Raw genomic sequence first — 23,929 nt, forward strand, 5'->3', positions numbered from 1 at the left:
CGCGCCCGCCGGGGGGGGCGCCGGCGGGCGGGCCCGCTCCTGCGGCTTCGGTGTATCCGGCGGGGGGGGTGGGGTGGGGGGCCCCCCCCCCGCCGCCCCCGGCCGCCGCACTACCTTGTGCGGTTACATTGCTGGCTTCGCGGCTTACGCCGCTCCCACATGACATCGGGGCCTTGTTTTGAACGATCTGTTTGCGAGCGCGGCGCATACGCCCGGTGTGCATATCGGTATTGGTGGCTGGACCTATGTGCCGTGGCGCGGCGGTACGTTCTATCCGGCTGGACTGGTGCAGCGGCGTGAACTGGAATTCGCCAGCCAGCAGTTGACCAGCATCGAGATCAACGGCACCTATTACGGCGCACAGAAGCCGCATATCTATGCGGCGTGGCGCGACGCCACGCCCGAGGGTTTCGTATTCTCGGCCAAGGCACCCAAGCGTATTGTCACTGCGCGCAAACTCGCCGGCACCGGCGGGCAGATCGAAGACTTCATCGACGGCATCAGCCATCTCGGTGATCGCCTCGGGCCCCTGCTCTGGCAGTTCGAAGCCGGACGCATACTGGACCGCGAGGATCTCGCCGCCTTCCTGCACTTGCTGCCGCAGCAGGTCAATGGCCGCTGCCAGCGGCATGCCCTGGAAGTTCGTGACCCAAACTGCTTCGATGCCGAGCTGGTGGCGCTGATCCGCCAGCATGGGGTCGCATTGGTTTATACCGACTCGGCGGCCTATCCCAACGCCGCCGATCTGTCAGGCGACTTCGTCTACGCACGCCTGATGGGCAGCCGCGACGAACATGCCACCGGCTACCCAACGGACGAGCTGGCGCAATGGGCCGAACGGGTCCACCGCTGGCGCCAGGGCGAAGTCGTGGCCGAGCTGCCGCATCTGGCCGCGCCGTTGGCGGCCGCCGCGCCGCGTGAGGTTTTCCTCTACTTCATCAGCGCCGCCAAGCACCGCAACCCGTCGGCAGCACGCGAACTGCAGCGCTTGATCGACAGAAACTGAAGCAGGCAGCACGGCGCTCCCAACCCGCATCGGCGACAATAGGCCGATGCCTACCGACGACACCCGCAAAGCCCTGTTGCAGATCCACTTCTGCGTTTTGCTATGGGGCATCACCGCCATTCTTGGCAAATTGATCACCCTGCCTGCGCTGCCACTGGTGTGGTGGCGCATGTTGCTGGTGGTGGCGATGCTGGCGCTGCTGCCACGCGTGTGGCGCGGCCTGTCGGGCCTGAACCTGCGTTTGGTGCTGGGCTATGCCGGTATCGGTGCACTGGTAGCGCTGCACTGGCTCACCTTCTATGGCGCGGTGAAGCTGGCCAATGCCTCGGTTGCCGCGACCTGCATCGCACTGGCGCCCGTATTCACCGCCATCATCGAACCGTGGATCGCGCGCCGTCCGTTCCAGATGCGCGAATTGGCGCTGGGTGTGGTGGTGCTGCCAGGTGTCGCGCTGGTGGTTGGCGGCGTACCTGATGGCATGCGTCTGGGCGTGGCGGTCGGTGCCGCGTCCGCATTGCTGGTGGCGCTGTTTGGCTCGCTCAACAAGCGCATGGTCGGCCACGCCGATCCGCTGACCGTCACTGCTGTGGAACTGGGTGCAGGCACCTTGACCCTGACACTGCTGGCGCCCGTCATGCCACTGTTGCTGCCGGCGCTGGCCAGTGACCTGTGGGTGATACCCGACCTGCACGACGGCCTGTTGCTGCTGGCCCTGTCCGGCCTGTGCACGCTGCTGCCGTTTGCCTTGGCACTGGTCGCACTAAGGCACTTGAGTGCCTACACCACGCAGTTGGTAACCAACCTGGAGCCGGTCTACGCGATCGTGCTGGCGATGCTGTTCCTCGGCGAACAGCATGAGCTGACGCCGCAGTTCTATCTGGGCGTGGCGATCATTCTCGGTGGCGTGTTCCTGCATCCGCTGTTGAACCGCCTGCGGCCGGCTACGGCAAGCACCGGCTCGGCCTGATCGGCTGTTGATGGCGTAGCCCGACTCAGCTCGCTACCACCACACGGTCACGCCCCTCGGCCTTGGCCTGATAGAGCGCAGCATCGGCACGGCGCAGGGTTTCGCCCGGGGCTTCACCGGCGTGGTGCACGGCCAAGCCGATGCTGACTGAAATCGGCAGGCCGATCGGCAGCAGTCCCACCGATTCGCGCAGGTATTCGCATTGCAGCTCGGCCTGTTGCAGCGGCGTGTCCGGCATCAGGATCACGAACTCCTCGCCGCCATAGCGCGCAGCCATGCCGCGCGCGGCGAACTGCGACTTCAGCACGCTGGACAGCTCGACGAGTACCCGATCACCTTCGTTGTGGCCATGGATGTCGTTGACCAGCTTGAAGTGGTCGATATCGACGATGGCTACCGCCGGCGGCACCCCACCTGCGCGTCCAATCGCTTCCGATAGCGCAGCAGACAGAGCGCGGCGATTGGGTAAGCCGGTCAGCGGATCAGTACGGGTCTGCTCGGACAGCTCCAGATTGAGCTGCTCCAATTGCTGGTAGTACTCGAGCAGATGCGCCTCGTACCAATCGTGCTCGGCCTGGTGATGATCGATCTCAATCCGCAGCAAGCGCATCTCCATCATCCGGCTGACCTGCCGCGACAGCGCACGCAACGCCTCGGCCTGCGGGGTACCCAACTGGGCCGGCACTGAATCGAACACGCACAGCGAACCCAGTGCGTAGCCATCACTGCTGAGCAGCGGCGCGCCGGCATAGAAGCGGATATGCGGATCGCCCAACACCGACGGGTTGCCGCTGAAACGCTGATCCTGGCGCGCATCGGCCACCACGGTCAGCTCCTGCGGCCTGAGGATGGTGTGGGCGCAGAAGGCTTCGTCACGCGGGGTCTGCTCACCGTCCAGGCCCTGCAGGGCCTTGAACCATTGGCGGTCGCGATCAATCAGGGTCACCGCCCCCATCGGCGTGCCGCAGATGGTGCGGGCGATGGTCACCAGATCATCGAACTCCTGCTCGCGTGCGGTATCCAGCACCCGGTAGCGCTGCAGCGCGGCAATACGTTCGGCTTCATTGGCAGGCAATGCGGGCTTGATCATGCACGGGTCCAAAGCGGCAGGATGGAGGCGCTGCAGAGTCTAGCGGCTCACCGCGCAAGGCGCGGTGAGCGTGTCACAGTTCACCACTGCTGCTGTTGCGGCAACAGGCCGTGCAGTTCCTGCTCGCTCAGGTTGCGCCATTGGCCCGGCTTGAGCGCACCGATCTTGACGTTGTCGATGCGCACCCGGCGCAGCTGGTTGACCCGGTAACCGAACTCTGAGGCCATCAGGCGGATCTGCCGGTTCAAGCCCTGCTCCAGGATGATGCGGAAGCCGTACTTGCCGATGCGGCTGGTGCGGCATGGCAGCGTGGTCTCGTTGCGGATGCGTACGCCACGGGCCATGCCACGCAGGAATTCGTCAGTGACCGGCTTGTTGACCGCCACCAGATACTCTTTCTGATGGCCGTTTTCGGCACGCAGGATCTGGTTGACGATGTCACCGTTGCTGGTCAGCAGGATCAGCCCTTCCGAATCCTTGTCCAGGCGGCCGATCGGGAAGATGCGCTGTTCGTGGCCGACGAACTCGATGATGTTGTCCTTCACCGCGCTCTCGGTGGTGCAGGTGATGCCTACCGGCTTGTTCAGCACGATATAGACATGACGGCGGCCGGTACTCTTCTGCACCGCACGGGCGCGCAGCGGCTGGCCGTCAACCTTGACCTCGTCGCCCTCGCCCACGACCGCACCGGTTCCGGCGACGATGCCGTTGACGGTAACGCGACGGGCAGACAGCAGGCGGTCGGCCTCACGGCGCGAACAGAAGCCGGTTTCGGCAATGTGCTTGTTGATTCGAATTGTCATCGGCGAATTATCCGCCATCGCCCGCGGCCGGAACAGCACGGCAGGATTGCTCGTTCAGGGCACTTCCTGAATATCGCGTGCGTCCACCACCTGGTCGCGGCCGCTGCGCTTGGCCTGGTACATGGCATTGTCGGCCCGCCGCAGCAGCCCGGCGACGTCATTGTCGCGGTACTGCAGCTCGGCAAGACCAATACTTGCGGTAACCACCAGGCCCTCATGCTTGAGCCCACGCGCCTGCACGGTGAGCTTTTCACGCAGCTGTTCCAGCCGCGGCCGTGCCGCATCGGCGCCGATTCCCGGCAGCAGGATCAGGAATTCTTCGCCGCCCATGCGGATCACGTCGCTGCGGCTGCGTACGCCAGCCAACAAGGTGCCGGCCACCGATATCAACACCTCGTCGCCGCCGTCGTGGCCGTAATTGTCATTGATCTGCTTGAACAGATCGATGTCCAGGAAACCGATCGACAGCGGCAAGCCGGCAGCCTTGGCCTCGCGCAGATAGTGGTCCAGCTGACGCAGGCCAGCGCGGCGATTTGGCAGGCCGGTCAAGGTATCGGTATCGGCGAGCTCACGCATCTCGTCACGCTGCTGGCGCAGCTGGCTGAGGCTGCGATTGAGCGAGTAAGCCGCCATCATCAGGAACCAGGTCACCGAGACCTGGATCGCCTCGACCCGGAATTCCACCAGCAGGCGATTGTCCATCAGGTCCGCCAGCGCCATCACCAACAGCGGGATCACCGCCACCAGCCCATCCAGCGCCTGGAAGTTACGACGTCGCAAGGCGACGATGGCGATGCCTACCGAGGTCAGGCAGATCAGCGTGAACAGGTCATCCAGCGCTACCGCCATCCACGCCAACAGCGGCCAGGACATGAACGGGGCAGCCAGCGCGACCAGCGCCAGCACCACCATCAGCCCCAGCATCCAGGGCCGCGAGCCCCGCAGCACACGACGGCCACCGCACATCCGCCACAGCACCCAGCCCATCACCGCGTAGCTGAGCGCTGACACCGACACCATCCATACTGGCGCGTGACCGTCCACCGGCAGCCACGGCTCGGGATAGCCACTGAGTCCGCTCAACACCGCCTGCCACACCACCAATAGCCCGCAGACCAAGGTGTAGATCAGGAAATCACGCCCGCGCGTGGTGGCAAACCCCATCAACGCAGACAAAGCCAAGGCCAGCGCAATCGCCACGCATGCGGTACGCACCACCAGCCGCAGGGTGTCCTGCTGCTGCAGCGGGCTGGGGGCGGCGAGGTGCACGGTGGGAATCCAGCGCGGCTTCAGCGGCGACTCCCAGGCCACCCGGATCGGCTCGACCGTGCCCTGCTTGGGCACAACCACAAGACCTACGCCGGCACGGAAGCGCGAGTCGCGGGTGCGCGCATCCTGCATATCACCGCAGACCTGCCGGTCACCATGGAAAATCATCACCTCACCCGCAAACACGTTGAACACACCCACGCCTTGCGGTGCACCGGACCAACCGCCTGCGGGCGCAGCAATTTCAATGGCAGGGCGCATCCGCGCCAAGGCTTCGGCGCTGCAGGCACGCAAGGGCGCCTGTTCAGCCGTTGCGCCGCCGGCAATCAGGAAGTCACGGTCTACCTGCAGCGGCTGGGCTGCACCCAGCAACGGCCACAATGCAAAGAACGTCGACAGCAGCAGGAGCATGGCCCACTTACGCCTGACCTTGCCAGCATCTGCCCCTCCCCCTTCTGCCATGAGCCTCCCTCTCGCGTTCCCCGACGCGGATAAGCAGCATTATCGCAATAACCCGACGCGAGCAGTACGTGAAGACGGTCGCGGGTTGAACTTGTCGTCCCATCCGGTCCTGGTAGGCCGACAAACGGTCAGAAACAGACAACCCCGGCATTGCCGGGGTTGTCTGGTAAAGCATCGGACTACCTGGATCAGTAGTTGCGCGGGCCGCGCGGCTTGAAGCCACCCGGACGCGAACCACCCGGACCACCCGGACGCGGCCCGCGCGGGCCACCCGGACGCGGGCCGCCCGGCTTGCCGTCGCCCTTGTCGAAGCGCGGCTTGAACGACGGTGCAGCGGCACCGTGGTCTTCGCCTGCCTCGACCTTGCGCATCTGCAACTGCTGGCCCGACACCCACACCTTCTTCAGGTGCTGCAGCACGTCGCTCGGCATGTCTGCCGGCAGATCCAGCACCGAGTGACCGTCGTGGATGTCGATACGGCCGATGAAACGGCTTTCCAGACCGGCTTCGTTGGCGATGGCGCCAACGATATTTGCCGGCTTCACGCCATGGGTATGACCGACTTCAATGCGGTAGGTCTCCATGCCGAACTCCGGCGCGCTGCGCGGCGGCATTTCGCGACGCGGACGCGACTCGAAATCACCTTCGCCACGCGGCGGGCGCGGTGCGCGCTCGCCATCATCCTGGCGCGGTGCACGCTCGAAGCGCGGTTCGAAACGGGCCGGGCGATCGCCACGGTCGCTACGCTCGTCACGGCGATGGAAGCCACCGTCACGCGACGGACGCTCGCTACGTTCGAACGACTGCTCGCGGCGCTCACGCACCGGCGGGGTCAGCAGGAACGGCGAATCACCCTGCAGCAGCTTGGCCAGTGCAGCAGCGATATCGATGGCCGGCACGTTGTGCTCGCCTTCGTAACGCTGCAGCAGGTCGCGGTAGAAATCCATATCGCCGGCAGCCAGGGTCTGGCTGATGCGGTCCATGAACTTGGTCACGCGGTGGTCGTTGACCGCATCCACGCTCGGCAGCTGCATTTCTTCGATCGGCTGGCGGGTAGCACGCTCGATCTGGCGCAGCATGCCCTTCTCGCGCGGGGTGACGAACAGGATCGCCTCACCGCTGCGGCCAGCACGGCCGGTACGGCCGATGCGGTGCACGTAGCTTTCGGTGTCGTACGGGATGTCGTAATTCAGCACGTGGCTGATGCGCTCCACGTCCAGACCGCGGGCAGCCACGTCGGTGGCAACCAGGATGTCCAGCTTGCCTTCCTTCAGCATGGCGATGGTGCGCTCACGCTGCGCCTGTTGCATGTCGCCATTGATGGCGGCAGCGGCCAGGCCACGCGCCTGCAGCTTGGTGGCGAGCTCCTCGGTGCCGGCCTTGGTACGCGCGAAGATGATCATCGCGTCGAAGGTTTCGACTTCCAGGATGCGGGTCAACGCGTCCAGCTTGTGCATGCCAGCCACCCACCAGTAACGCTGGCGGATATTGGCCGAGGTGGTGGTCTTGGAAGCGATGGTGACTTCCACCGGCTCACGCAGGTAGGTCTGCGCGATGCGACGGATCTGCTGCGGCATGGTGGCCGAGAACAGCGCGACCTGACGGGTTTCCGGCAGCTTCTTCAGCACGGCTTCGACGTCGTCGATGAAGCCCATGCGCAGCATTTCGTCGGCTTCGTCGAGCACCAGCGTCTTCAGCTCGGACAGATCCAGGGTGCCACGATCGAGGTGATCGATCACGCGACCCGGGGTGCCGACCACAACGTGCACGCCACGGCGCAGGGCCTGCAGCTGCTGGGCATAGGGCTGGCCGCCGTACACCGGCAGCACGCGGAAGCCCGGCATCGATGCCGAATAGGTCTGGAACGCCTCGGCGACCTGGATGGCCAGCTCGCGGGTCGGTGCCAGCACCAGCACCTGCGGCTTGGTGGCGGAAAGATTGATGTTGGACAGCACCGGCAGCGCGAAGGCGCCGGTCTTGCCGGTGCCGGTCTGCGCCTGGCCGAGCACGTCGCGGCCTTCCAGCATTGCCGGAATGGTGGCAGCCTGGATCGGCGACGGGGTCTCGTAACCGACTTCGGCCACTGCCTTCATCACAGGCTCGGATAGGCCGAGATCTGCAAACAGCAGCGGCGCGGGGGTATCTTGGGACATGGTAACTCCGGGGGCACCGCCGCGAACGGGCGGGCGAAAAGACGCATATTGTGCGCTCTAAACAGCTCAGCTGTCGCGCATGGCTTGATTTGCGTTCAGCTTACGAACACAACCGGCCGCCGCTTGGCCCCTGTTGGAGCACCCGCACGGGTCGCCGATGACGCACAATACCACTCGTTTTTATCCGTGAACACCATGCAGACCATCGAATTTGAACTTGACCGCGATTACGTGGAACTGAAGCAGCTGCTGAAACTGGCCGACCTGGTCACCAGCGGCGGCGAGGCAAAAATGATCATTGCCGACGGCCAGGTCACCGTGGATGGCGTGGTGGAGCTGCGCAAAGCCTGCAAGATCCGCGGCGGCCAGCAGGTGGTACTGGGCGATGTCTGCATCAACGTGCTCGCCGATCCGGACCCGAATCGCGCCGAAGAAGACGACGAAGACGAAGACGAGTGATGTAGTGCCGAGCCATGCTCGGCAGGAGCCTTCCCCGCGCCCCGTCAGCACTGCAGTGTTTGTGGAAGCGGCGTAAGCCGCGAAGCTCACGCCCTGTCCGGCATCGCACCCTCGCCTGCCACCTGCACCGGCTTCGCGGCTTACGCCGCTCCCACAATCCGGCAAACCCGCGAGCCCCCTGCTACACCCGCGCCTGGGTCAGATGCCCGGCAATCAACTTCCTGAACGGAACCACGCCCTGCGCGGCCCGCAACGCCGCGCCGCGCAGCAGGCGGGCCGGCAGCCGGCTGTCGTTATAGAGCCCGGCAATGGCGTTGGTGGCCTCGTACAGCGGCCGCGTCGCCAGCCGGTGACCGCGCTGGTAACTGGCCAGCAGCCCGTCCGCACCGATATCGCCGCCGCCACGAACCGCCTCCAACAACAGCTTCGCCAGCCGTTGCTGGCTGTGCAGGCCAAAATTGAAGCCGTGTGCGGTAACCGGATGCATGCCTACCGCGGCATCGCCGATCAATGCATACCGCTTGCCGACAAAACGGTGCGCATACACCCCTACCAAGGGGTAGGCGTGACGCGTCCCCACCGGGGTCATCGCGCCCAGGCGATGTTCGAAGAAGCCGCTGACTGTGCGGCCGAAGTCAGCCTCCTCCAGCGCCAGCAACTGCTGCAGCTGCTGCGGCGGCATGGTGATCACTGCCGATGCCTGATTGCCCGGCAAGGGCAGCATCGCCAAGGTTCGTTCGTAGCCGAACCACTCCCAGGCTGCCTGCTCATGCGGCCGCTCGCACTGCATCCTGCAGACCAGCATGGACTTGCCGAAGTCACGCATCTGCGCGCCGATACCCATCATCCGCCGGGTCGCCGAGAAGCGGCTGTCGGCGGCCACAACCAACCGCGCGCGCAGCTGACTGCCGTCACTCAAACCGACCGTGCTGTACGCCTCACCAGCATCGATTGCAGTAACCGAGCGCCCATCCAGCAGCTCCAGCCCCGCCTGGCCCTGCACCGCCTCCCAGGCCGCACGCCGGATCAGGTGATTGGGAACCAGCCATCCCAGCTCATCCACGCCCTCGCCCTGCGCGGCGAAACCCAGCGCGAACGGCGAGCTGCCATTCATTACTTTGGCACTGCGCAGCGGCGAGATATCCGCAGGATCGATGCGCTGCCACAGGCCCATGCTGCGCATGATCTGCCGCGAGGCGTGGGTCAGCGCGATCTCGCGGCCATCGAAGGCCGGCTCGGCCAGCGCTGCCAACGGTTGCTGCTCGACCAGCGCCAGCGACAGACCACTACCGGCCAGACTGCGGGCCAGACTCAAGCCGGCCGGGCCGGCGCCCACCACCACCACGTCCACCTTGCGCATGTGCCACTCCGTTATGCCTATCGCAGGCAGGGTAAGCAGGCCGGTGTAAGGATTCATTGATCCAGATCAGCTACCCGGCAATCAGCGCGCAAACACAACGGGCGCCGTGTGGCGCCCGTTGTCCGATGCCGGCGGTGTGATGGCGCTTAGTTGGCCGAGGCCGCGCGCACGCTATAGCCGGAGGCGCGCCACACCTTGTCCTCATCCAGACGGAACGAGACCAGCTCGCGCACCGGCTGCGCATTGTTGGCAAATCGCGTGGGGAAGCTGACGTTCAAGTAGATGCCTTCCGGCACCGAGGCGCCGGCCGGGTATTGCACGCGGGTGATCGATGGCTTGCCACGCGATACCAGCGCGCCCAGCTTGGCGCGATCAGCATTGACGTTGTTGGCGAACACATCACGGGTCACCGCCTTGCGCGCGACCGCCGAGGCACCGTCCCACACCGAGGCCGCCTGTTGGCCGTCCACCAGCTGCGCCACACGCTGCGCCGCGGCAGTCATTTCCGCATCCTGTTTGGCCACCTGCGCCTGCTGCGCGGCGCTGAGCGCTGGTGCCGGCCGTGCGGCTGCCGATACCGGTGCGGGCGCGGCCGGGGTAGCAGCCCGCGCTGGCGCTGGGGCCGCAGCCGGTGTCTGCGCGAAAGCGCCTGTAGCAGGTACGGCCAAAGACAACACCATCAACAAACAACTGGGTCGCATAGCTCTCTCCATGACGCTTTCAGTTGAACGGAATGCCGATCCAATCACGGTTTGCGACCTTCTGCACCCTTTCACTTGTTCACTTTCGTGTAGCCGACGCACTCACCTGCGCACTGACGGCTGGCGCGGCCGCCGCAGCAGGCGCCACTACCGCCTCCGCGGCACCGGTAGGGATGGCGGTCGGCATCGGCTCCAGCATGGCGGTGTCGATTTCCGACAACGGGCTTTCCTCCGGACAGACCTCATCCGGGAAACCGAACTGCTCCTTCAAAGCCTGGCCGCAACGGTTCACCGCTTCCAGATCGGCACCTTCCACCTTGCACTCACGGTCGAAGGCGATCAGGAAGGAGTCCTTGCGGCGAACGAAGTCATCACCGCACTTGCGCATCTGCTTGATCCGCTCCAGGTCATCCTGCACCGCATTGGTGCCGTCCAGCCCGTACTGCTTGAGCTCTTCGTTGGTCAGCACCCGCAGGCTGCGGTTTGGCACGGTCATCATCAGGTCGGCCACGCCCACCGCCACGCCGTTGCGTTGCAGGTAGTCCTTCACGTTGTCGTAGACCTCATGCAGCTCCTTGTTCAACTCCGCGCGCGAACTGGCACTGGAACTGATCCGCATCATGCGGTGGATGCCAACCTTGCCCGAGATCAGCCGATTGTCACCGGCCGCCAACACGAACACGCAGGCGCTGTGGCAGACCGAACCTTCGCGCACCCAGATGGTCCAGCCCGACTCGCCGATGCTGTCACCGGCAACGATGGCCGCTTCCACCTGGCCGCCGCTGGAATCCAGATCGAGGATGCGCCGGCTGATCTTCATCGCGTCGGCCACGACCGCCAGACGCGTCACCATCGCCGCGAACGAAGGATTGATCTTCCCGGCATAACGCACCCGCAGCAGGCCGCGCTCTTTGCAGGGCTCCAGAGCGGCATCCATGCTGGCGCGGTCAAACGCGGTCAGCTCGGTGCCATCGCCGTTCTCGCCGGCATAGTCGGTGCCGCAGCTGACCCAGGCCTTGCCGTTCTCCAGCAGCAGCTCGGGCCAGGGCTTGTCCTTGGCCGGCAGCACCGGCGCCGGCGGGGCCGGTGCATCGGCGGCGTTGATCGACACCATGTGATCGCCATCGGCAGCCAGCGTGGCAGCAGGATCGGCCACAGGCTTTTTCTCGCCGGTCTGCGGATTGCAGGCCAACAGCCCGATGCACAACAACGGCGACCACCAGAACTTGGGCAACATGGAGAGCAATCAGGTCCGTACTACGGCGCAGCCACGCCGGGAAGGTGGACAGTCTAGTGCGCAACACCCTCCTTGCTGCAACGCCCAATGAATCAACACAGCGTCGCGCGCATTGATGTCCGAAAATGGCCAGTAGCCGAGCCCCATCGCGCCTAGACTGGGGCCATGCAGAACCTCCTGATGCCCGCCCATGTGCAGTGCGAACAAGCCCGTCTGGCCCGCGATGCGCGCTTTGACGGCCTGTTCTTCACTGCCGTGCGCAGTACCGGCATCTATTGCCGGCCGGTTTGCCCGGCACCGCCGCCCAAGCCCGAGAACGTCAGTTACTACCCCAGCGCAGCTGCCGCCAGCGCCGCCGGCTACCGTCCCTGCCTGCGCTGCCGGCCCGAGCTATCACCGGATGATGCCAATCTGCTGCACGACCAGACCCTGCATCAGGCACTGGCCTTACTCAACGAAGGCATCCTGCAGGAGCAGCCGGCCAGCGCTCTGGCCGACGCAATGGGCGTCAGCGCGCGCCAACTGCAACGGCTGTTCGTCGCCAAACTTGGGGCGACGCCGGCACAGCTGCACACCACCCGTCGCCTGTTGCTGGCCAAGCAGCTGCTGACCGAAACCGCGCTGCCGGTAACCCAGGTTGCACTGGCGGCCGGCTTCAACAGCCTGCGTCGTTTCAACAGCGCCTTCCTCGAAGGCTGCGGCATGCCGCCAAGCGCGCTGCGCAAGCAACATGGCGCAGTGGCAGGTGGTGAGCCGGTGCTGCGACTGGCCTATCGGCCGCCGCTGGACTTCCCCTTGATGCTGGCCTTCCTGCGCCGCCGCTCGTTGCCGGGCATCGAGTGCATCGACGAGCACAGCTATCAACGCGTGGTCGTGGCCAATGGTGTGGCCAGCCTGATCCGGGTCACTGCCGACACCAAGCGGCCGGAACTGCGCCTGCAACTGGGTACCACCGATCCACGCGCGATTCCCGCCATCGTCGCCAAAGTCCGCCGCGTCTTCGACCTGGATGCCGACCTGCGCACCGTGCATGCCACCCTTGGCCAGGAACCCCTGCTCGCACGCGGCATCGCCGAGCGGCCAGGCCTGCGTATTCCCGGTGGCTGGGACGGCTTTGAAGTCGCAGCGCGCGCCGTACTCGGCCAGCAGGTCAGCGTCGCTGCGGCAACCACACTGGCGCGGCGCCTGGTCGACCGCTTCGGCGAGCACCTGCCCGGCATGCCCGAGGGCCTGGACCGGCAGTTCCCGGCACCGGCAACCCTGGTCGAGGCGCCGCTGGAGAGCATCGGTTTGCCGCGCACCCGTGCTGCCACCCTGCGTGCGATTGCCCGCGCCTGCGCCGAGCAACGCTTGGATTTCAGCCGTGCGCAGACGCTGGAAAGCTTCGTGCAGAAAGCCACAGCCCTGCCCGGCATCGGCCCGTGGACCGCGCATTACATGGCATTGCGGGCGATGGGATTGCCCGATGCCTTCCCAGCAGGTGATCTGGTATTGCAGCAGGTGCTTGGCGAAGGCCAGCGCCTGAGTGAACGCGAAACCGAGCGTCGCTCGCAACTCTGGCGGCCATGGCGCGCCTATGCGGTGCTGCATCTGTGGCATCTGGCAGTGCCGACCGAAAGAAAGAATTCCAAGGCAGCTACGGAGGCCAGCGCATGAACACCCTCTATTACGACCGTTTCGACAGCCCCATCGGTGCACTGACCGTCGCCGTCGACCAGGTCGGCGTACGCCACATCCTGTTCGCCGAAAACCGCCACGACGCCAAGGGTCGCGAACACTGGCAGCGCGACCCGGATGCGGTCGCCGAGCCACGCCGACAGTTACTGGAGTATCTGCGGGGTGAGCGCCACGAGTTCCAGCTGGAGCTTGCGCCGGTCGGCACCGAGTTCCAGCTGCATGTCTGGCACACGCTGGCGCAGATCCCCTTCGGCGCGACCTGGAGCTACCGGCAACTGGCCGAGCGTATCGGCCGGCCGACAGCTACCCGTGCAGTCGGTGCTGCCAACGGCCGCAATCCTTTGCCAATCGTGCTGCCCTGCCATCGGGTGATCGGCAACAACGGCGCACTGACAGGCTTCGGTGGTGGGTTGCCGACCAAGGCGGCGTTGTTGAAGCTGGAGGGCGTGCCCAGCGAGGGTGAGCGCGTGGCGGACCTGTTTGCCTGAGCGTGCGGGGTCCCCAGCTGCACTTTGCTTACCCGGGCTGCTCGAGCCCCTCCACGGGCAACATGGCCAAGGTTGTATTTGTACGGTCACCGGCCCGGCCTATCATGGCGGCATGACTTTCCTACGCATTTCGGCCACTGCATTGGCCTGCGCACTGCTTGCCGCCTGCGCCACCACGCCTTCCTCGCCCACTACCGCTCCGGAAGCACCGCCCACCGTATTGATGATTTCCATCGACGGCCTGCGCGCGGACAAACTCAGCGAAGCCGACAGTCCCAACCTGATGCGTCTGGCCCGTGAAGGCGTGCGCAGCGTCGGCATGCGTCCGTCCTACCCTTCACTTACCTTTCCAAACCACTACACACTGGTCACCGGCCTGCGCCCGGACCATCACGGTCTGGTGCACAACGCGATGAGCGCCGATGCGCTCGGTGACTTCAAGGTCAGCGACCGCGCCGCCGTGCAGAACGCAGCGTGGTGGGATGGCGGCGAGCCGATCTGGGTCAGCGTGCGCAAGGCCGGGCTGAAGAGCGCTACCTGGTCGTGGCCGGGCAGCGAAGCACCGGTGCGCGGACTACATGCCAATCAATGGCGCATGTACGACGAAAGCGTGCCGCTGTCCGAGCGTATGGATCAGGTATTGGCCTGGCTGCACGGCGCACCGGACGCGATCAAGCCGCGCTTCGTTGCCACCTATATGGAACAGGTCGACAAGGCCGGCCATGGCCACGGCCCGGATTCGCCTGAATACAGGACCGCACTGCAACAGGTCGATGCCGCCGTCGGCCAGTTGGTCGACGGCATGCGCCGCGACGGCCTGCTCGACCACACCAATGTGATTGTGGTTTCCGATCACGGCATGGCAACGGTCAAGTTCGGCAATGCGGTGGCCATCGAAGACATGGTGTCGGCGGATATCGCCAAGGTAGTGTCGGTGGGTCAGTCGGTAGGCTTCGCACCGCTGCCGGGCAAGCAGGCCGATGCAGAGAAAGCGCTGCTCGGCGAGCACGCGCATTACCAGTGCTGGAACAAGGCGCAGCTGCCGCCGCGCTGGCATTACGGCAGCAACCCGCGCATACCGGCGATCATCTGCCAGATGCAGGAAGGCTGGGATGCGCTTCCCCGCGACAGCATCGCCAAGCGCCCACCGGGTGATCGCGGCTCGCATGGCTACGACCCTGCGCTACCGTCGATGCAGGCGGTATTCGTCGCGCGGGGCCCGGCCTTCGTGCAGGGCAAGCAGCTCACTGCCTTCGACAACGTTGACGTCTATCCGTTGCTTACCCGCCTGATCGGCATCCCGGCCCAGCCCAACGATGGCGACCCGCACGCACTGGACCAGGCGCTACGCCAATCGAAGTGAGCCCGCCCGGGTAAGCGCAGCGCACTCGGGAACCTGGCCACAAGACCCCGCACACTGCAGGCAAAAAAAAGCGGCGCAATGCGCCGCTTTTCTGTAACCACTGCCTGGCTGGATCAGCCGGCCTTGGCGACGGTCTTCTTGGCAACAGCCTTCTTGGCGGCAGCCTTGGTGACGGTCTTCTTGGCGACCGGCGCAGCAGCGCCCACGGCCACCTTGCTCACGTGCGAGCGCGAATTGCCATAGCTGGCGTTGTAGCGCTTGCCCTTGGCGGTCTTACGGTCACCCTTACCCATGTCGTCAACTCCTTGGTTTGTAATCAGTTACCCCGTGCAAGCACGGGTTTGGCGAGGCCACAACAAGCGCCCTCGCGCATGGACAGGAAGCCTACCATGCGCCCCTCAATGTGCGCAGCTGGCGTCGTGTACATGCACGTGGTTCAAGCGCAGGTTGACTACATGTGCCAAGCCCACCAGCACGCCGCCCAAGGTCATCACCACCGCGTGGGGAACCCGCGAATGATGCAGCTCCGGGTGCAGCAGACCAGCCCACAGCAACAGCAGGCCCGGCACCAGCAGCAACAAGGCCATCAGCGCGCGATGGCGCATATAGCCCCAGATCAGACTGAATAGGCCCAGCACGGTAACGAAGATCACGATGCTGGCTTCCACCCCGTCACTGAGCCAGAACGAGAGCCCCAGCGCCGGCGCCACCGCCAGCAAGGCCGGCAACACCGCGCAATGCACCGCACAGATCAGGGACCCGGTGGCGCCAAAGCGATCGAGGAATTTGCGTAGTCCGTTGGGTTGGGTGGGCATGACTTCCAGCAGGGGCGGCAGAACGTTATGGAATAATATAACATTATTGTCCTCCCCGCCCTAGCCGCCTGCGCCAGCCCCCTGCCGCCTCCGGTTCAGATTGCCACCCCAGTGATACACAGTAACAAAGGAATCCTCATGCCCTTCCCCCGTCACACCCGGCACCACCTGCTGTTCCTCGCCCTTGCCGCCGCCCTCCCCGCCGTCGCCAGTGCCGCAGATGACGACGCTGGGCAGAGCCATCACCTCACCGAACTGACCGCAGTAAAGGTCACCGCTTCACCGCTGCAGGGCTCTGCGGAGTCGCTGGCACGCCCGGTCGAGGTCTTGGCCGGCACCGATCTGGACGAACACAAATCCGGCACCTTGGGCGACACCGTGGCCAAGCTGCCCGGCGTGCAGAGCACCTTCTTCGGTCCGGGCGTCGGCCGTCCAATCATCCGCGGCCAGGAAGGCCCGCGCGTGGCGGTGGTGTCCAATGGCGTCGGCAACATGGACGCCTCCACCGTCAGCGCCGACCACGCCTCTGCCATCGAGCCCTTCCTGGCTGACCAGATCGAGGTATTGAAGGGCCCGGCCACCTTGCTGTTCGGCAGCGGCGCAATCGGTGGCGCAGTGAACGTGGTCGATGGCCGCATTGCCAGCGAGGTACCGGACCGCCCAATCAGCGGCCGTGCTGAGCTGCGCGGCAACTCGGTCAACCAGGAGCGCAGTGGCATGTTCCGCCTGGACGGCGTCAGCGGCGACAACCTGGTCCTGCATGTCGACGGCCTGATCCGCAATGGCGATGACTACCGCATCCCCGGCTATGCCATCGCCCCGCACGCATTGGATGCAGACGGCCATGACGATCACGATGCCCACGACGAAGACGCCGGCACCCGCGGCCGCCTGGACAACAGCTCGGTGCGCACCCGCGCCGGCGGCGTCGGCGCCACCTGGTTTGGCGAAGGCGGCTTCCTCGGCGCATCGCTGGGCACGTACCGGAGCAACTATGGCATCCCCAACGGTGCCCACGTGCATGCCGACGATGATCATGGCCACGACCATGACGATCACGACCACGACCACGGCGAGGAAGGCGATGAGCACGATGTACGCATCGACATGGTGCAGAACCGCTTCGACCTGAAGGGTGGCCTGTACAACCCGACCTCGTTCCTGAAGAGTCTGACCGTGCGCGGCGGCTATACCGATTACGAGCACACCGAGCTGGAAGCCGGCACACCGTCCACCCGCTTCACCAACAAGGGCTTTGAAGGCCGCGTGGAAGCCGTGCAGCAGCCGCTGGCCGGCTGGGACGGCGCCTTCGGCGTGCAGTTCGGCAGCAGCGATTTCGGCGCCACCGGCGAGGAAGCCTTCGTGCCTGGCACCACCACCGACACCATTGGCGCTTTCGTGCTGCAGGAAAAGCAGTTCGGCCCGTTCAAGCTGGAACTGGGTGCGCGCCACGACCGGGTCAAGCTCGACCCGAACGACGCCCAGCGCAACCGCAGCTTCGGCGCGACCAACCTGTCGGCGTCCGGCATCTGGGCCTTGAACGACACCTTCGACCTGCGCTTCGGCGTGGACGCCTCCGAGCGTGCACCGACCAACGAAGAGCTGTACGCCGCCGGCGCCCACATCGCCACCCGCTCACTGGAAATCGGCAACGCCAACATGGACACCGAACGCGGTCGTCGCATGGAGCTGGGCCTGCACGCGCATAACGAACGCTTCGACCTGCAGGCAGCGATCTACCAGACCAAGTTCAAGGACTTCATCTACCTGGCCGACACCGGCGTGGTCGAAGGCGGCCTGCCGGTGCGCACCTGGACCCAGAACGACGCAACGTTCAAGGGTGCTGAAGCTGAGGCCACCTGGCACATGCTGGAGAACGTCGCAGGCGACTGGGACCTGCGCGTTTTTGGTGACTACGTGAAGGCCGAACTGGATGGCAGCGGCACCCGCAATGTCGCCATCGCTGTGCCGCATGGCGATCACGCGCATAACTACAACGTCGAGTTGGCCAATGGCGGCTACCTGCCGCGCATCGCCCCGGCCCGTGTGGGTGCAGACCTCCACTGGTCGCTGGGTGGCTGGCGCGCCTCGCTGGGTGCCGTGCGCTATGGCAGCCAGAAGGATGTTGCGGAGAACGAGGAAGCCAGTGCCGGTTACACGCTGGTGGACGCACATGTGGCGTATCGCTGGGACCGCAATGGCAGCAACAGCTACGAAGTATTCCTCGATGGCAGCAACCTGACCGATCGTGAGGCACGCCCGCATACCTCGCTGCTGCGGGATTATTCGCCGCTGCCGGGCCGTGGCGTGGCGTTTGGTATCCGCGCCTGGTTCTAAGAGGCTACTGCAGGCTTTGAGCTTTGGCTTTGAGCTTTGGCTTTGGCTTTGAGCTTTGGCTCCTGCTCCTGCTTTCCCCTCTCCCGCCTGCGGGAGAGGGGCAGGGGTGAGGGCAAGCTTTTGCTTCTGCAGTTGGTCCCGCTTCCGCTTCAGACTCTCCCGCTTAACAACCCAAGCGCACACAAAAACCACCGCAAGGTGGTTTTTTGCTTCATGCAGAACCATCTGCGTTGAAACAAACTCAAGTACAGCCAGAGCCAGATCAAAAGCCCCCCCATCCGCCCTCCGGGCACCTTCCCCCGCAAGCGGGAGAAGGGAAAGCCACGGCCACGGCCACAGCAACAGCAACAGCCAAAGCCAAAGCCGAAGCCGAAGCCGAAGCCAAACCAAAGCCAAACCAAAGCCAAGGCCAAAGCGAACGCGAAGCGCGCCACGCGCCAGCGTGGCCAGCAACCACCACTCGCAATTACGTGCATATGCACATAAACTCCCGTCATCGCCCTGCCCCACACGCCGATGGACACCTCCAGCCCCTGCACCTGCTTCCAACTGCGCCGCGCCACGCGCCGCGTTTCCCAGTTGTATGACCGCCATCTGGCCGCCGCCGACCTAAGCCTCAACGCCTATTCCATCCTGCGCCGCTCCAGCCAGCCACGTCCGCTGGGCGAACTCGCCGATGCGCTGGGCATGGACCGCACCACCCTCACCCGCAACCTCAAGCCGCTGCTCGAAGCCGGCCTGCTCAGCTCCGCCCCCGGTGCGGACTCCCGCCAGCGCCAGCTGCACATCACCGCCGCCGGCAAACGTCGCCTGCAGAAAGCCTTACCCCTCTGGCAACAGGCGCAACAGGAAATCGAAAACCTGTTCGGCAGCGCGCGTATCGCTGGTCTCAACCAACAGCTGGAAACACTCACCCGATCACTGGAGCAGGAGCAACCGGCATGAGCGCGCAAGCTCCCACCCGCACACCCTGGCTGTTGTTACTGGCCGCCTCCAGCATCCTGATGGTGACCATGGGCGTGCGCCAGACCAGCGGCCTGCTGATCGACCCCATCCATGTTTCGACCGGGTTGGGCATCGCCCAGATCAGCTTTTCATTGGCGATAGGCCAGTTCGTCTGGGGCGCAGTGCAGCCCTTCTTCGGCGCGATGGCCGATCAGCGCGGACCGCTGCCGGTACTGATAGGCGGCGCCGTGCTGCTGGCGGTCGGCCTGATCGCGGCAACCCTGCTGCCCGGCGCTTGGGGGCTGAACCTCAGCTTCGGCCTGCTGCTGGCAGCCGGTGCCGGTGCCGGCAGTTTCTCGGTGCTGATCGGCGCAACCGCCTGGCGCATTCCCGCGCAGAAGCGCTCGATGGCCGCCGGCATCATCAATGCCGGCGGCTCACTCGGCCAATTCCTGTTTGCGCCGCTGGTGCAGTTGCTGCTCAGCGCCTTCGGCTGGATCAAGGCGTTGTATGCGTTGGCCTTCATCGTGCTGCTGTCATTGCCATTGGCCTGGCCGCTGCGCAAGCGTGCGCCACGCAACGAAGCCAGTGACGACGGCGAAGCACTGCGCCCACAACTGCAGCGCGCGCTGCGTGACCGCAGTTACTGGTGCCTGCATCTGGGCTTCTTCACCTGTGGCGTGCATATCGCCTTCCTGGTCACCCACCTGCCCGGCGAAATCGCGCTTTGCGGGTTGTCGCCGAACGTGGCCTCGGTATCGATTGCCCTGATCGGCCTGTTCAATGTTGCCGGCAGCCTGATCATCGGTGCACTTGGCGAACGCTTCCGCATGAAGTGGCTGCTGTTCTGGATGTACCTCAGCCGCGCGGTGCTGATCGCGGTCTATCTGGCATCACCGCCGACACCGATGACCTTCTATGTGTTCGCCGCCGCACTGGGCTTCACCTGGCTGGCGACGGTGCCGCCCACCGCGGGACTGGTCGGCAAGCTGTTCGGTCCACGTCACATGGGCACCCTGTTCGGCCTGACCCTGTTCTCGCACCAGATCGGCGCGTTCTTCGGTGCCTGGCTGGGCGGCGTGGCACTGGAGTACGGCGGCGACTACAGCTGGATGTGGTACGCGGACATGGCATTGGCCGCTGCAGCAGCGCTGATCAACCTGCCGATCCGCGAAGCACCACTGCGCCGCCAGCTCGCCACAAGCTGAACGGAACCGGGCCGCCGCAACGACCCGTCCCATGCCGCCCATTGAAACCGGACATTTTTGTCCGGATCATGTAGGCATGACTTCCATTCGCTCCGATGCCGTCGTGCGTCGTGCTTTGCTGTTGGATGCGGCCGACGCCGTGTTCGGCGAGCACGGCATCACCGCTCCACTCGACCTGGTGGTCGCGCGCGCCGGCGTGGGCCGGGCAACGCTCTACCGCAACTTCCCTGACCGCTCCGCGCTGATCGAAGCCCTGCTGCAGCGGACCGTGGAAAAGATCGAAGCACACGTCGACGAGCTGGGCGAGCGCGAAGACGCATTGTTCGAGCTGATCATCGGCATGGCCAAGCGCATCGTGCATTCGCCTGCGTTGGCTGATTACTGGCGCGCAGTGGACCCGGACGAACCTACGATCAAGGCTGCACGCGAGCGTATTCTCGGCCTGTCCGAACCGGCCCTGCTACGGGCCAAGGCCGCAGGGCTGTGCCGGCCTGACCTGCAGCTATCGGATATCTCGTTGATCTCCGGCATGCTCGGTGCCGCCCTGCGCGGCCGCACCGTCGAAGATCGCGCCACCCTCGCACGGCGTGCGATTGAATTGCTGCGTCCCGGCCTGTCCGCGCCGGCTGCAGCAGAGCGCACATGAAGCCCCTCAAGCCTATTCCAGACTGGGAAGAGCACGAAAAGCCCAGCCTACCCGGCTCGGCCTCGATGCCCTGGCATCCGCCGCACCGGCGCGCGGCCTATGCTGCGGTCGCGGCGCTGGTGGCAATCACCGGCGGGCTCGGCAATGCACTGATCAGCGCCAACCTGCCGTTGATCACCGGGCAGATGGGGCTGCAGGCCAGCGAGGCCAACTGGTTGGTGGCGGCCTATCTGATGGTCAACGTAAGCGCCAACCTGCTGGTGTTCAAATTCCGCCAGGAATACGGCATCCGCCTGTTCGCCGAGATTGGACTTGGCACCTATGCCACACTGGCGGTGCTGCACCTGTTTGTCGGCAACAACACGACCACCTTGCTGGTACGCGCCGGTAGCGGTTTTGCCGGTGCCGCCTGCACCACGCTGGGCACGCTGTACATGCTGCAGGCGCTGCCACGCAAATACGTGGGCAACCTGCTGGTGGTCGGCGTCGGCTTGTCGCAGTTGGCGGTGCCGTTGGCCTGGCTGCTGTCGCCCGGCCTGCTGGACCACGGCGAATGGCAGAACCTGTATCTGTTCGAGGCCGGCCTGGCGTTGTGCTCGTTCGCCGCAGTGGTGGTGCTGAAACTTCCGCCAGGCATCCAGATCAAGGTCTTCGAGCGCACCGACTTCCTCACCTTTGCGCTGCTGGCGCCCGGCCTTGCACTGCTGGTCGTGGTGCTGAGCCAGGGCTACCTGCACTGGTGGTTCGACTCACCGTGGCTGGGCTGGGCCTTGGCTGCCGCCGTGGTGCTGATCACCACAGGACTGTGCATCGAGCATCAGCGCCGGAATCCGCTGCTGCAGGTGCGCTGGCTGATGGGGCCGGTGATGCTGCGCTTCATTGTTGGTGCGTTCCTGATCCGCTTCCTGACGAATGAGCAGTCCTACGGGATGATCTCGATGATGCGCGCGCTGGGCATGGGCCCGGACCAGATGGCGCCGCTGTTCGGAGTGATTCTGATCGGCGTGCTGGTCGGCATTGCCGCCGGTGCGCTGACCTTCGGGCCGAAGGCGCTGATCCCGCAGTTGCTGGTGTCCATCATCCTGCTCGGCAGTGCGGCCTTCCTCGACCAGCACCGCACCAGCATGGACCGGCCGATGGATCTCGCCCTCAGCCAGTTCCTGGCCGCGGTGGGCAGCGGCATGTTCATGGGCCCGCTGATGCTGATGGGCATACGCCAGGCGATGGCGCGCGGGCTGGACCACATCGTGTCCTTCATCGTGATCCTGTCGCTGACGCAGAGCTTTGGCAGCCTTGCCGGCTCGGCCTTCCTGAGCAGCTTCCAGCTGCACCGCGAGCACATCTATTCCACCGCGCTGGTAAGCCAGCTCAATCCCGCCGATCCGCAGGTAGCGCGCCGCCTGCAGCTGCAACAGCAAGCCTACGCCCGCGTCATCACCGACCCGGTACAACTCAAGGCACAGGCCAGTGCGGCCTTGGCGGCAGCGGCCAAGCGCGAGGCCAATGTGCGCGCCTTCAACGATGTATTCGCCTTCAGTGGCTGGGTCGCGATCTGCTTCCTGACCTGGCTGCTGCTGGAGGTGACGCTGCGCAATCCCCGCGTGAAACAGGCGATTCGGCGTGACCGCGCCGTGGCCCAGGACAACCGAGCAGAAACATGAGCAACAAGACCGGAATGAACACTCCATCCCCGGCGCCCTCGCCGGTATCCAAGTACAACCGCCCGAGTCGCCGGGCGGTGGTGGTGATGATCGTCGTCGCCCTGGTCGGATTGACCTTGATCCTGCGCGCCTGGCAGCTGTGGCCGTTCAACAGCACGCTCATGCACACCGACGATGCCTATGTACGCGGTCAGGTGACCGTGCTGGCACCACAGGTCAACGGCTATGTCACCGAGGTGCTGGTCAGCGACTTCGAGCATGTCAAACAGGGCCAACCGCTGCTGCGCATCGATGAGCGCATCTACCGGCAGAAGGTGGATCAAGCGCAGGCATCCCTCGAAGATGCACGCGCGCAGCTGGCCAACTCCGACCAGAGCCAGGCACAAAACCGCGCGCAGATCAGTTCGGCTCGTGCAAACCACTCGGCGCAGCAGGCGGAGCAGCAACGCAGCCGCACCGAATTGCAGCGCTACGAAGCACTGGCAGCACAACAACTGGTCTCCAATAGCGACCGCGACAAGCTGCGCGCCTCCGCGCAGGCGGCGACTGCCGGCGTGGCGCAATCGCAGGCGGCCATCCATATCGCCGAGGAAACCCTCACCTCCACCGAGGTCGCGCGCAAGGGCTTGGAAGCGAAGGTCTCCATGGCTGAAGCCGCTCTCGAACTGGCCAAGATCGACCTCGACAACACCGTCATCAAGGCGCCGCGCGATGGCCAGGTATCCGAAGCCACCGTTCGGCTTGGGCAGTACGTTACCGCTGGCAGCCAGTTGCTGTTCCTGGTCCCGGACACACTCTGGGTAGTAGCCAACTACAAGGAAGGCCAGACCTGGAACATGGCGATCGGCCAGCCCGCGACATTTAGCGTCGATGCCTTCCAGGGCAAGAAGCTGCGCGGCCACATCGAGCAGATCGCCCCAGCCACCGGCTCGGAGTTCTCGGTGCTCAAGCCCGACAACGCCAGCGGCAATTTCACCAAGGTGGTGCAGCGGTTGCCGATCCGCATCGCCATTGACCCCGATCAGCCACTGGCCGCACGCCTGCGCCCAGGCATGTCGGTGGTGGTGGAAGTGGACACAGCAGCAACGCCTACGCAAAACCCAACCCCTCCCCAACCCTCCCCTGCTACGCAAGGGAGGGAGCAACCGCGGTAGTGCCGAGCCATGCTCGGCAAGGGCTTACCGACCATCTTGTGGGAGCGGCGTAAGCCGCGAAGCTGGCACTACGAGAACGGCCCAGAGCCAACCCCTCCCCAACCCTCCCCTGCTGCGCAAGGGAGGGA

The 23,929-nt window shown here is 65.1% G+C and carries 21 protein-coding genes; 12 read left to right on the plus strand and 9 right to left on the minus strand.

The features are described 5' to 3' along the window. Positions 1 to 178: 178 nt before the first annotated feature. Both ACVOLS_RS17680 and ACVOLS_RS17685 read left to right on the plus strand, forming a co-directional pair. Positions 179 to 1,006, plus strand: coding sequence for a DUF72 domain-containing protein (locus tag ACVOLS_RS17680; protein ID WP_481546714.1), 828 nt, complete (start codon positions 179 to 181; stop codon positions 1,004 to 1,006). Between the two features lie 46 nt (positions 1,007 to 1,052). Continuing rightward, complete coding sequence (locus ACVOLS_RS17685) at positions 1,053 to 1,973, plus strand: DMT family transporter (RefSeq protein WP_481546715.1); 921 nt, start codon at positions 1,053 to 1,055, stop codon at positions 1,971 to 1,973. 25 nt (positions 1,974 to 1,998) lie between these two features. Here ACVOLS_RS17685 and ACVOLS_RS17690 read toward each other — a convergent pair whose 3' ends face one another. The 4 genes from ACVOLS_RS17690 to ACVOLS_RS17705 all read right to left on the minus strand — a co-directional run bounded on the left by ACVOLS_RS17690 (position 1,999) and on the right by ACVOLS_RS17705 (position 7,750). After that, the gene (locus tag ACVOLS_RS17690) at positions 1,999 to 3,063 is read right to left on the minus strand and encodes a GGDEF domain-containing protein (RefSeq protein WP_481546716.1); all 1,065 of its coding nucleotides are present in this window, start codon (positions 3,061 to 3,063) and stop codon (positions 1,999 to 2,001) included. Between the two features lie 80 nt (positions 3,064 to 3,143). Beyond that, positions 3,144 to 3,866: a pseudouridine synthase gene (locus ACVOLS_RS17695; RefSeq protein ID WP_481517538.1), complete on the minus strand. Its 723-nt coding sequence runs from the start codon at positions 3,864 to 3,866 to the stop codon at positions 3,144 to 3,146. 54 nt (positions 3,867 to 3,920) lie between these two features. Continuing rightward, a complete protein-coding gene (locus ACVOLS_RS17700; protein WP_481546717.1) occupies positions 3,921 to 5,546 on the minus strand; it encodes a sensor domain-containing diguanylate cyclase in 1,626 nt (541 codons plus the stop codon). Between the two features lie 239 nt (positions 5,547 to 5,785). Next, positions 5,786 to 7,750 (minus strand): DEAD/DEAH box helicase, encoded by a 1,965-nt coding sequence (locus tag ACVOLS_RS17705; protein WP_481546718.1) that lies wholly within the window; start codon positions 7,748 to 7,750, stop codon positions 5,786 to 5,788. 195 nt (positions 7,751 to 7,945) lie between these two features. Here ACVOLS_RS17705 and ACVOLS_RS17710 point away from each other — a divergent pair, with 195 nt between their 5' ends. After that, on the plus strand, positions 7,946 to 8,209 hold the full coding sequence (locus ACVOLS_RS17710) for an RNA-binding S4 domain-containing protein (RefSeq protein WP_481546719.1): 264 nt from the start codon (positions 7,946 to 7,948) through the stop codon (positions 8,207 to 8,209). Positions 8,210 to 8,390: 181 nt separating this feature from the next. Here ACVOLS_RS17710 and ubiM read toward each other — a convergent pair whose 3' ends face one another. From ubiM to ACVOLS_RS17725, 3 genes are all read right to left on the minus strand, one after another. Continuing rightward, positions 8,391 to 9,569: a 5-demethoxyubiquinol-8 5-hydroxylase UbiM gene (gene ubiM / locus ACVOLS_RS17715; RefSeq protein WP_481546720.1), complete on the minus strand. Its 1,179-nt coding sequence runs from the start codon at positions 9,567 to 9,569 to the stop codon at positions 8,391 to 8,393. A 146-nt stretch (positions 9,570 to 9,715) separates the two neighbouring features. Continuing rightward, the gene (locus tag ACVOLS_RS17720; protein ID WP_481546721.1) at positions 9,716 to 10,270 is read right to left on the minus strand and encodes a DUF4019 domain-containing protein; all 555 of its coding nucleotides are present in this window, start codon (positions 10,268 to 10,270) and stop codon (positions 9,716 to 9,718) included. A 79-nt stretch (positions 10,271 to 10,349) separates the two neighbouring features. Continuing rightward, entirely contained in the window at positions 10,350 to 11,507 is a 1,158-nt protein-coding gene (locus tag ACVOLS_RS17725; RefSeq protein WP_481546722.1) for a COG3904 family protein, read from the minus strand. Positions 11,508 to 11,672: 165 nt separating this feature from the next. Between ACVOLS_RS17725 and ACVOLS_RS17730 the strand changes: the two genes are divergently transcribed. The 3 genes from ACVOLS_RS17730 (at position 11,673) to ACVOLS_RS17740 (ending at position 15,035) form a co-directional block, all read left to right on the plus strand. After that, the gene (locus ACVOLS_RS17730) at positions 11,673 to 13,163 is read left to right on the plus strand and encodes a DNA-3-methyladenine glycosylase 2 family protein (RefSeq protein WP_481546723.1); all 1,491 of its coding nucleotides are present in this window, start codon (positions 11,673 to 11,675) and stop codon (positions 13,161 to 13,163) included. After that, positions 13,160 to 13,672, plus strand: coding sequence for a methylated-DNA--[protein]-cysteine S-methyltransferase (locus ACVOLS_RS17735; protein ID WP_481546724.1), 513 nt, complete (start codon positions 13,160 to 13,162; stop codon positions 13,670 to 13,672). Before ACVOLS_RS17730 ends, ACVOLS_RS17735 begins: the two co-directional genes overlap by 4 nt. A gap of 112 nt (positions 13,673 to 13,784) precedes the next feature. Further along, positions 13,785 to 15,035 (plus strand): alkaline phosphatase family protein, encoded by a 1,251-nt coding sequence (locus tag ACVOLS_RS17740; protein ID WP_481546725.1) that lies wholly within the window; start codon positions 13,785 to 13,787, stop codon positions 15,033 to 15,035. Between the two features lie 113 nt (positions 15,036 to 15,148). On the opposite strand, the gene ACVOLS_RS17745 is transcribed toward ACVOLS_RS17740, so the two are convergent. Both ACVOLS_RS17745 and ACVOLS_RS17750 read right to left on the minus strand, forming a co-directional pair. Beyond that, positions 15,149 to 15,328 (minus strand): 30S ribosomal protein THX, encoded by a 180-nt coding sequence (locus ACVOLS_RS17745; protein WP_296251805.1) that lies wholly within the window; start codon positions 15,326 to 15,328, stop codon positions 15,149 to 15,151. Between the two features lie 105 nt (positions 15,329 to 15,433). Next, positions 15,434 to 15,850 (minus strand): MerC domain-containing protein, encoded by a 417-nt coding sequence (locus ACVOLS_RS17750; RefSeq protein WP_481546726.1) that lies wholly within the window; start codon positions 15,848 to 15,850, stop codon positions 15,434 to 15,436. 138 nt (positions 15,851 to 15,988) lie between these two features. On the opposite strand from ACVOLS_RS17750, the gene ACVOLS_RS17755 reads away from it, so the two are divergent. From ACVOLS_RS17755 to ACVOLS_RS17780, 6 genes are all read left to right on the plus strand, one after another. Then, positions 15,989 to 18,187 (plus strand): TonB-dependent receptor, encoded by a 2,199-nt coding sequence (locus tag ACVOLS_RS17755; protein ID WP_481546727.1) that lies wholly within the window; start codon positions 15,989 to 15,991, stop codon positions 18,185 to 18,187. A gap of 516 nt (positions 18,188 to 18,703) precedes the next feature. Then, complete coding sequence (locus tag ACVOLS_RS17760; RefSeq protein ID WP_481546728.1) at positions 18,704 to 19,132, plus strand: MarR family winged helix-turn-helix transcriptional regulator; 429 nt, start codon at positions 18,704 to 18,706, stop codon at positions 19,130 to 19,132. Further along, the gene (locus tag ACVOLS_RS17765; protein ID WP_481546729.1) at positions 19,129 to 20,340 is read left to right on the plus strand and encodes an MFS transporter; all 1,212 of its coding nucleotides are present in this window, start codon (positions 19,129 to 19,131) and stop codon (positions 20,338 to 20,340) included. The genes ACVOLS_RS17760 and ACVOLS_RS17765 overlap by 4 nt, the downstream gene beginning before the upstream one ends. 76 nt (positions 20,341 to 20,416) lie before the next feature. After that, positions 20,417 to 20,986 carry a TetR/AcrR family transcriptional regulator gene (locus ACVOLS_RS17770; RefSeq protein WP_481546730.1) on the plus strand — a complete coding sequence of 190 codons (570 nt, stop codon included), beginning with the start codon at positions 20,417 to 20,419 and terminating at the stop codon, positions 20,984 to 20,986. After that, on the plus strand, positions 20,983 to 22,647 hold the full coding sequence (locus ACVOLS_RS17775) for an MFS transporter (RefSeq protein WP_481546731.1): 1,665 nt from the start codon (positions 20,983 to 20,985) through the stop codon (positions 22,645 to 22,647). Before ACVOLS_RS17770 ends, ACVOLS_RS17775 begins: the two co-directional genes overlap by 4 nt. 14 nt (positions 22,648 to 22,661) lie before the next feature. Then, positions 22,662 to 23,801, plus strand: coding sequence for an HlyD family secretion protein (locus tag ACVOLS_RS17780; protein ID WP_481546732.1), 1,140 nt, complete (start codon positions 22,662 to 22,664; stop codon positions 23,799 to 23,801). Positions 23,802 to 23,929 lie beyond the last annotated feature (128 nt).

It is taken from the genome of Stenotrophomonas sp. STEN038 (assembly GCF_056759895.1).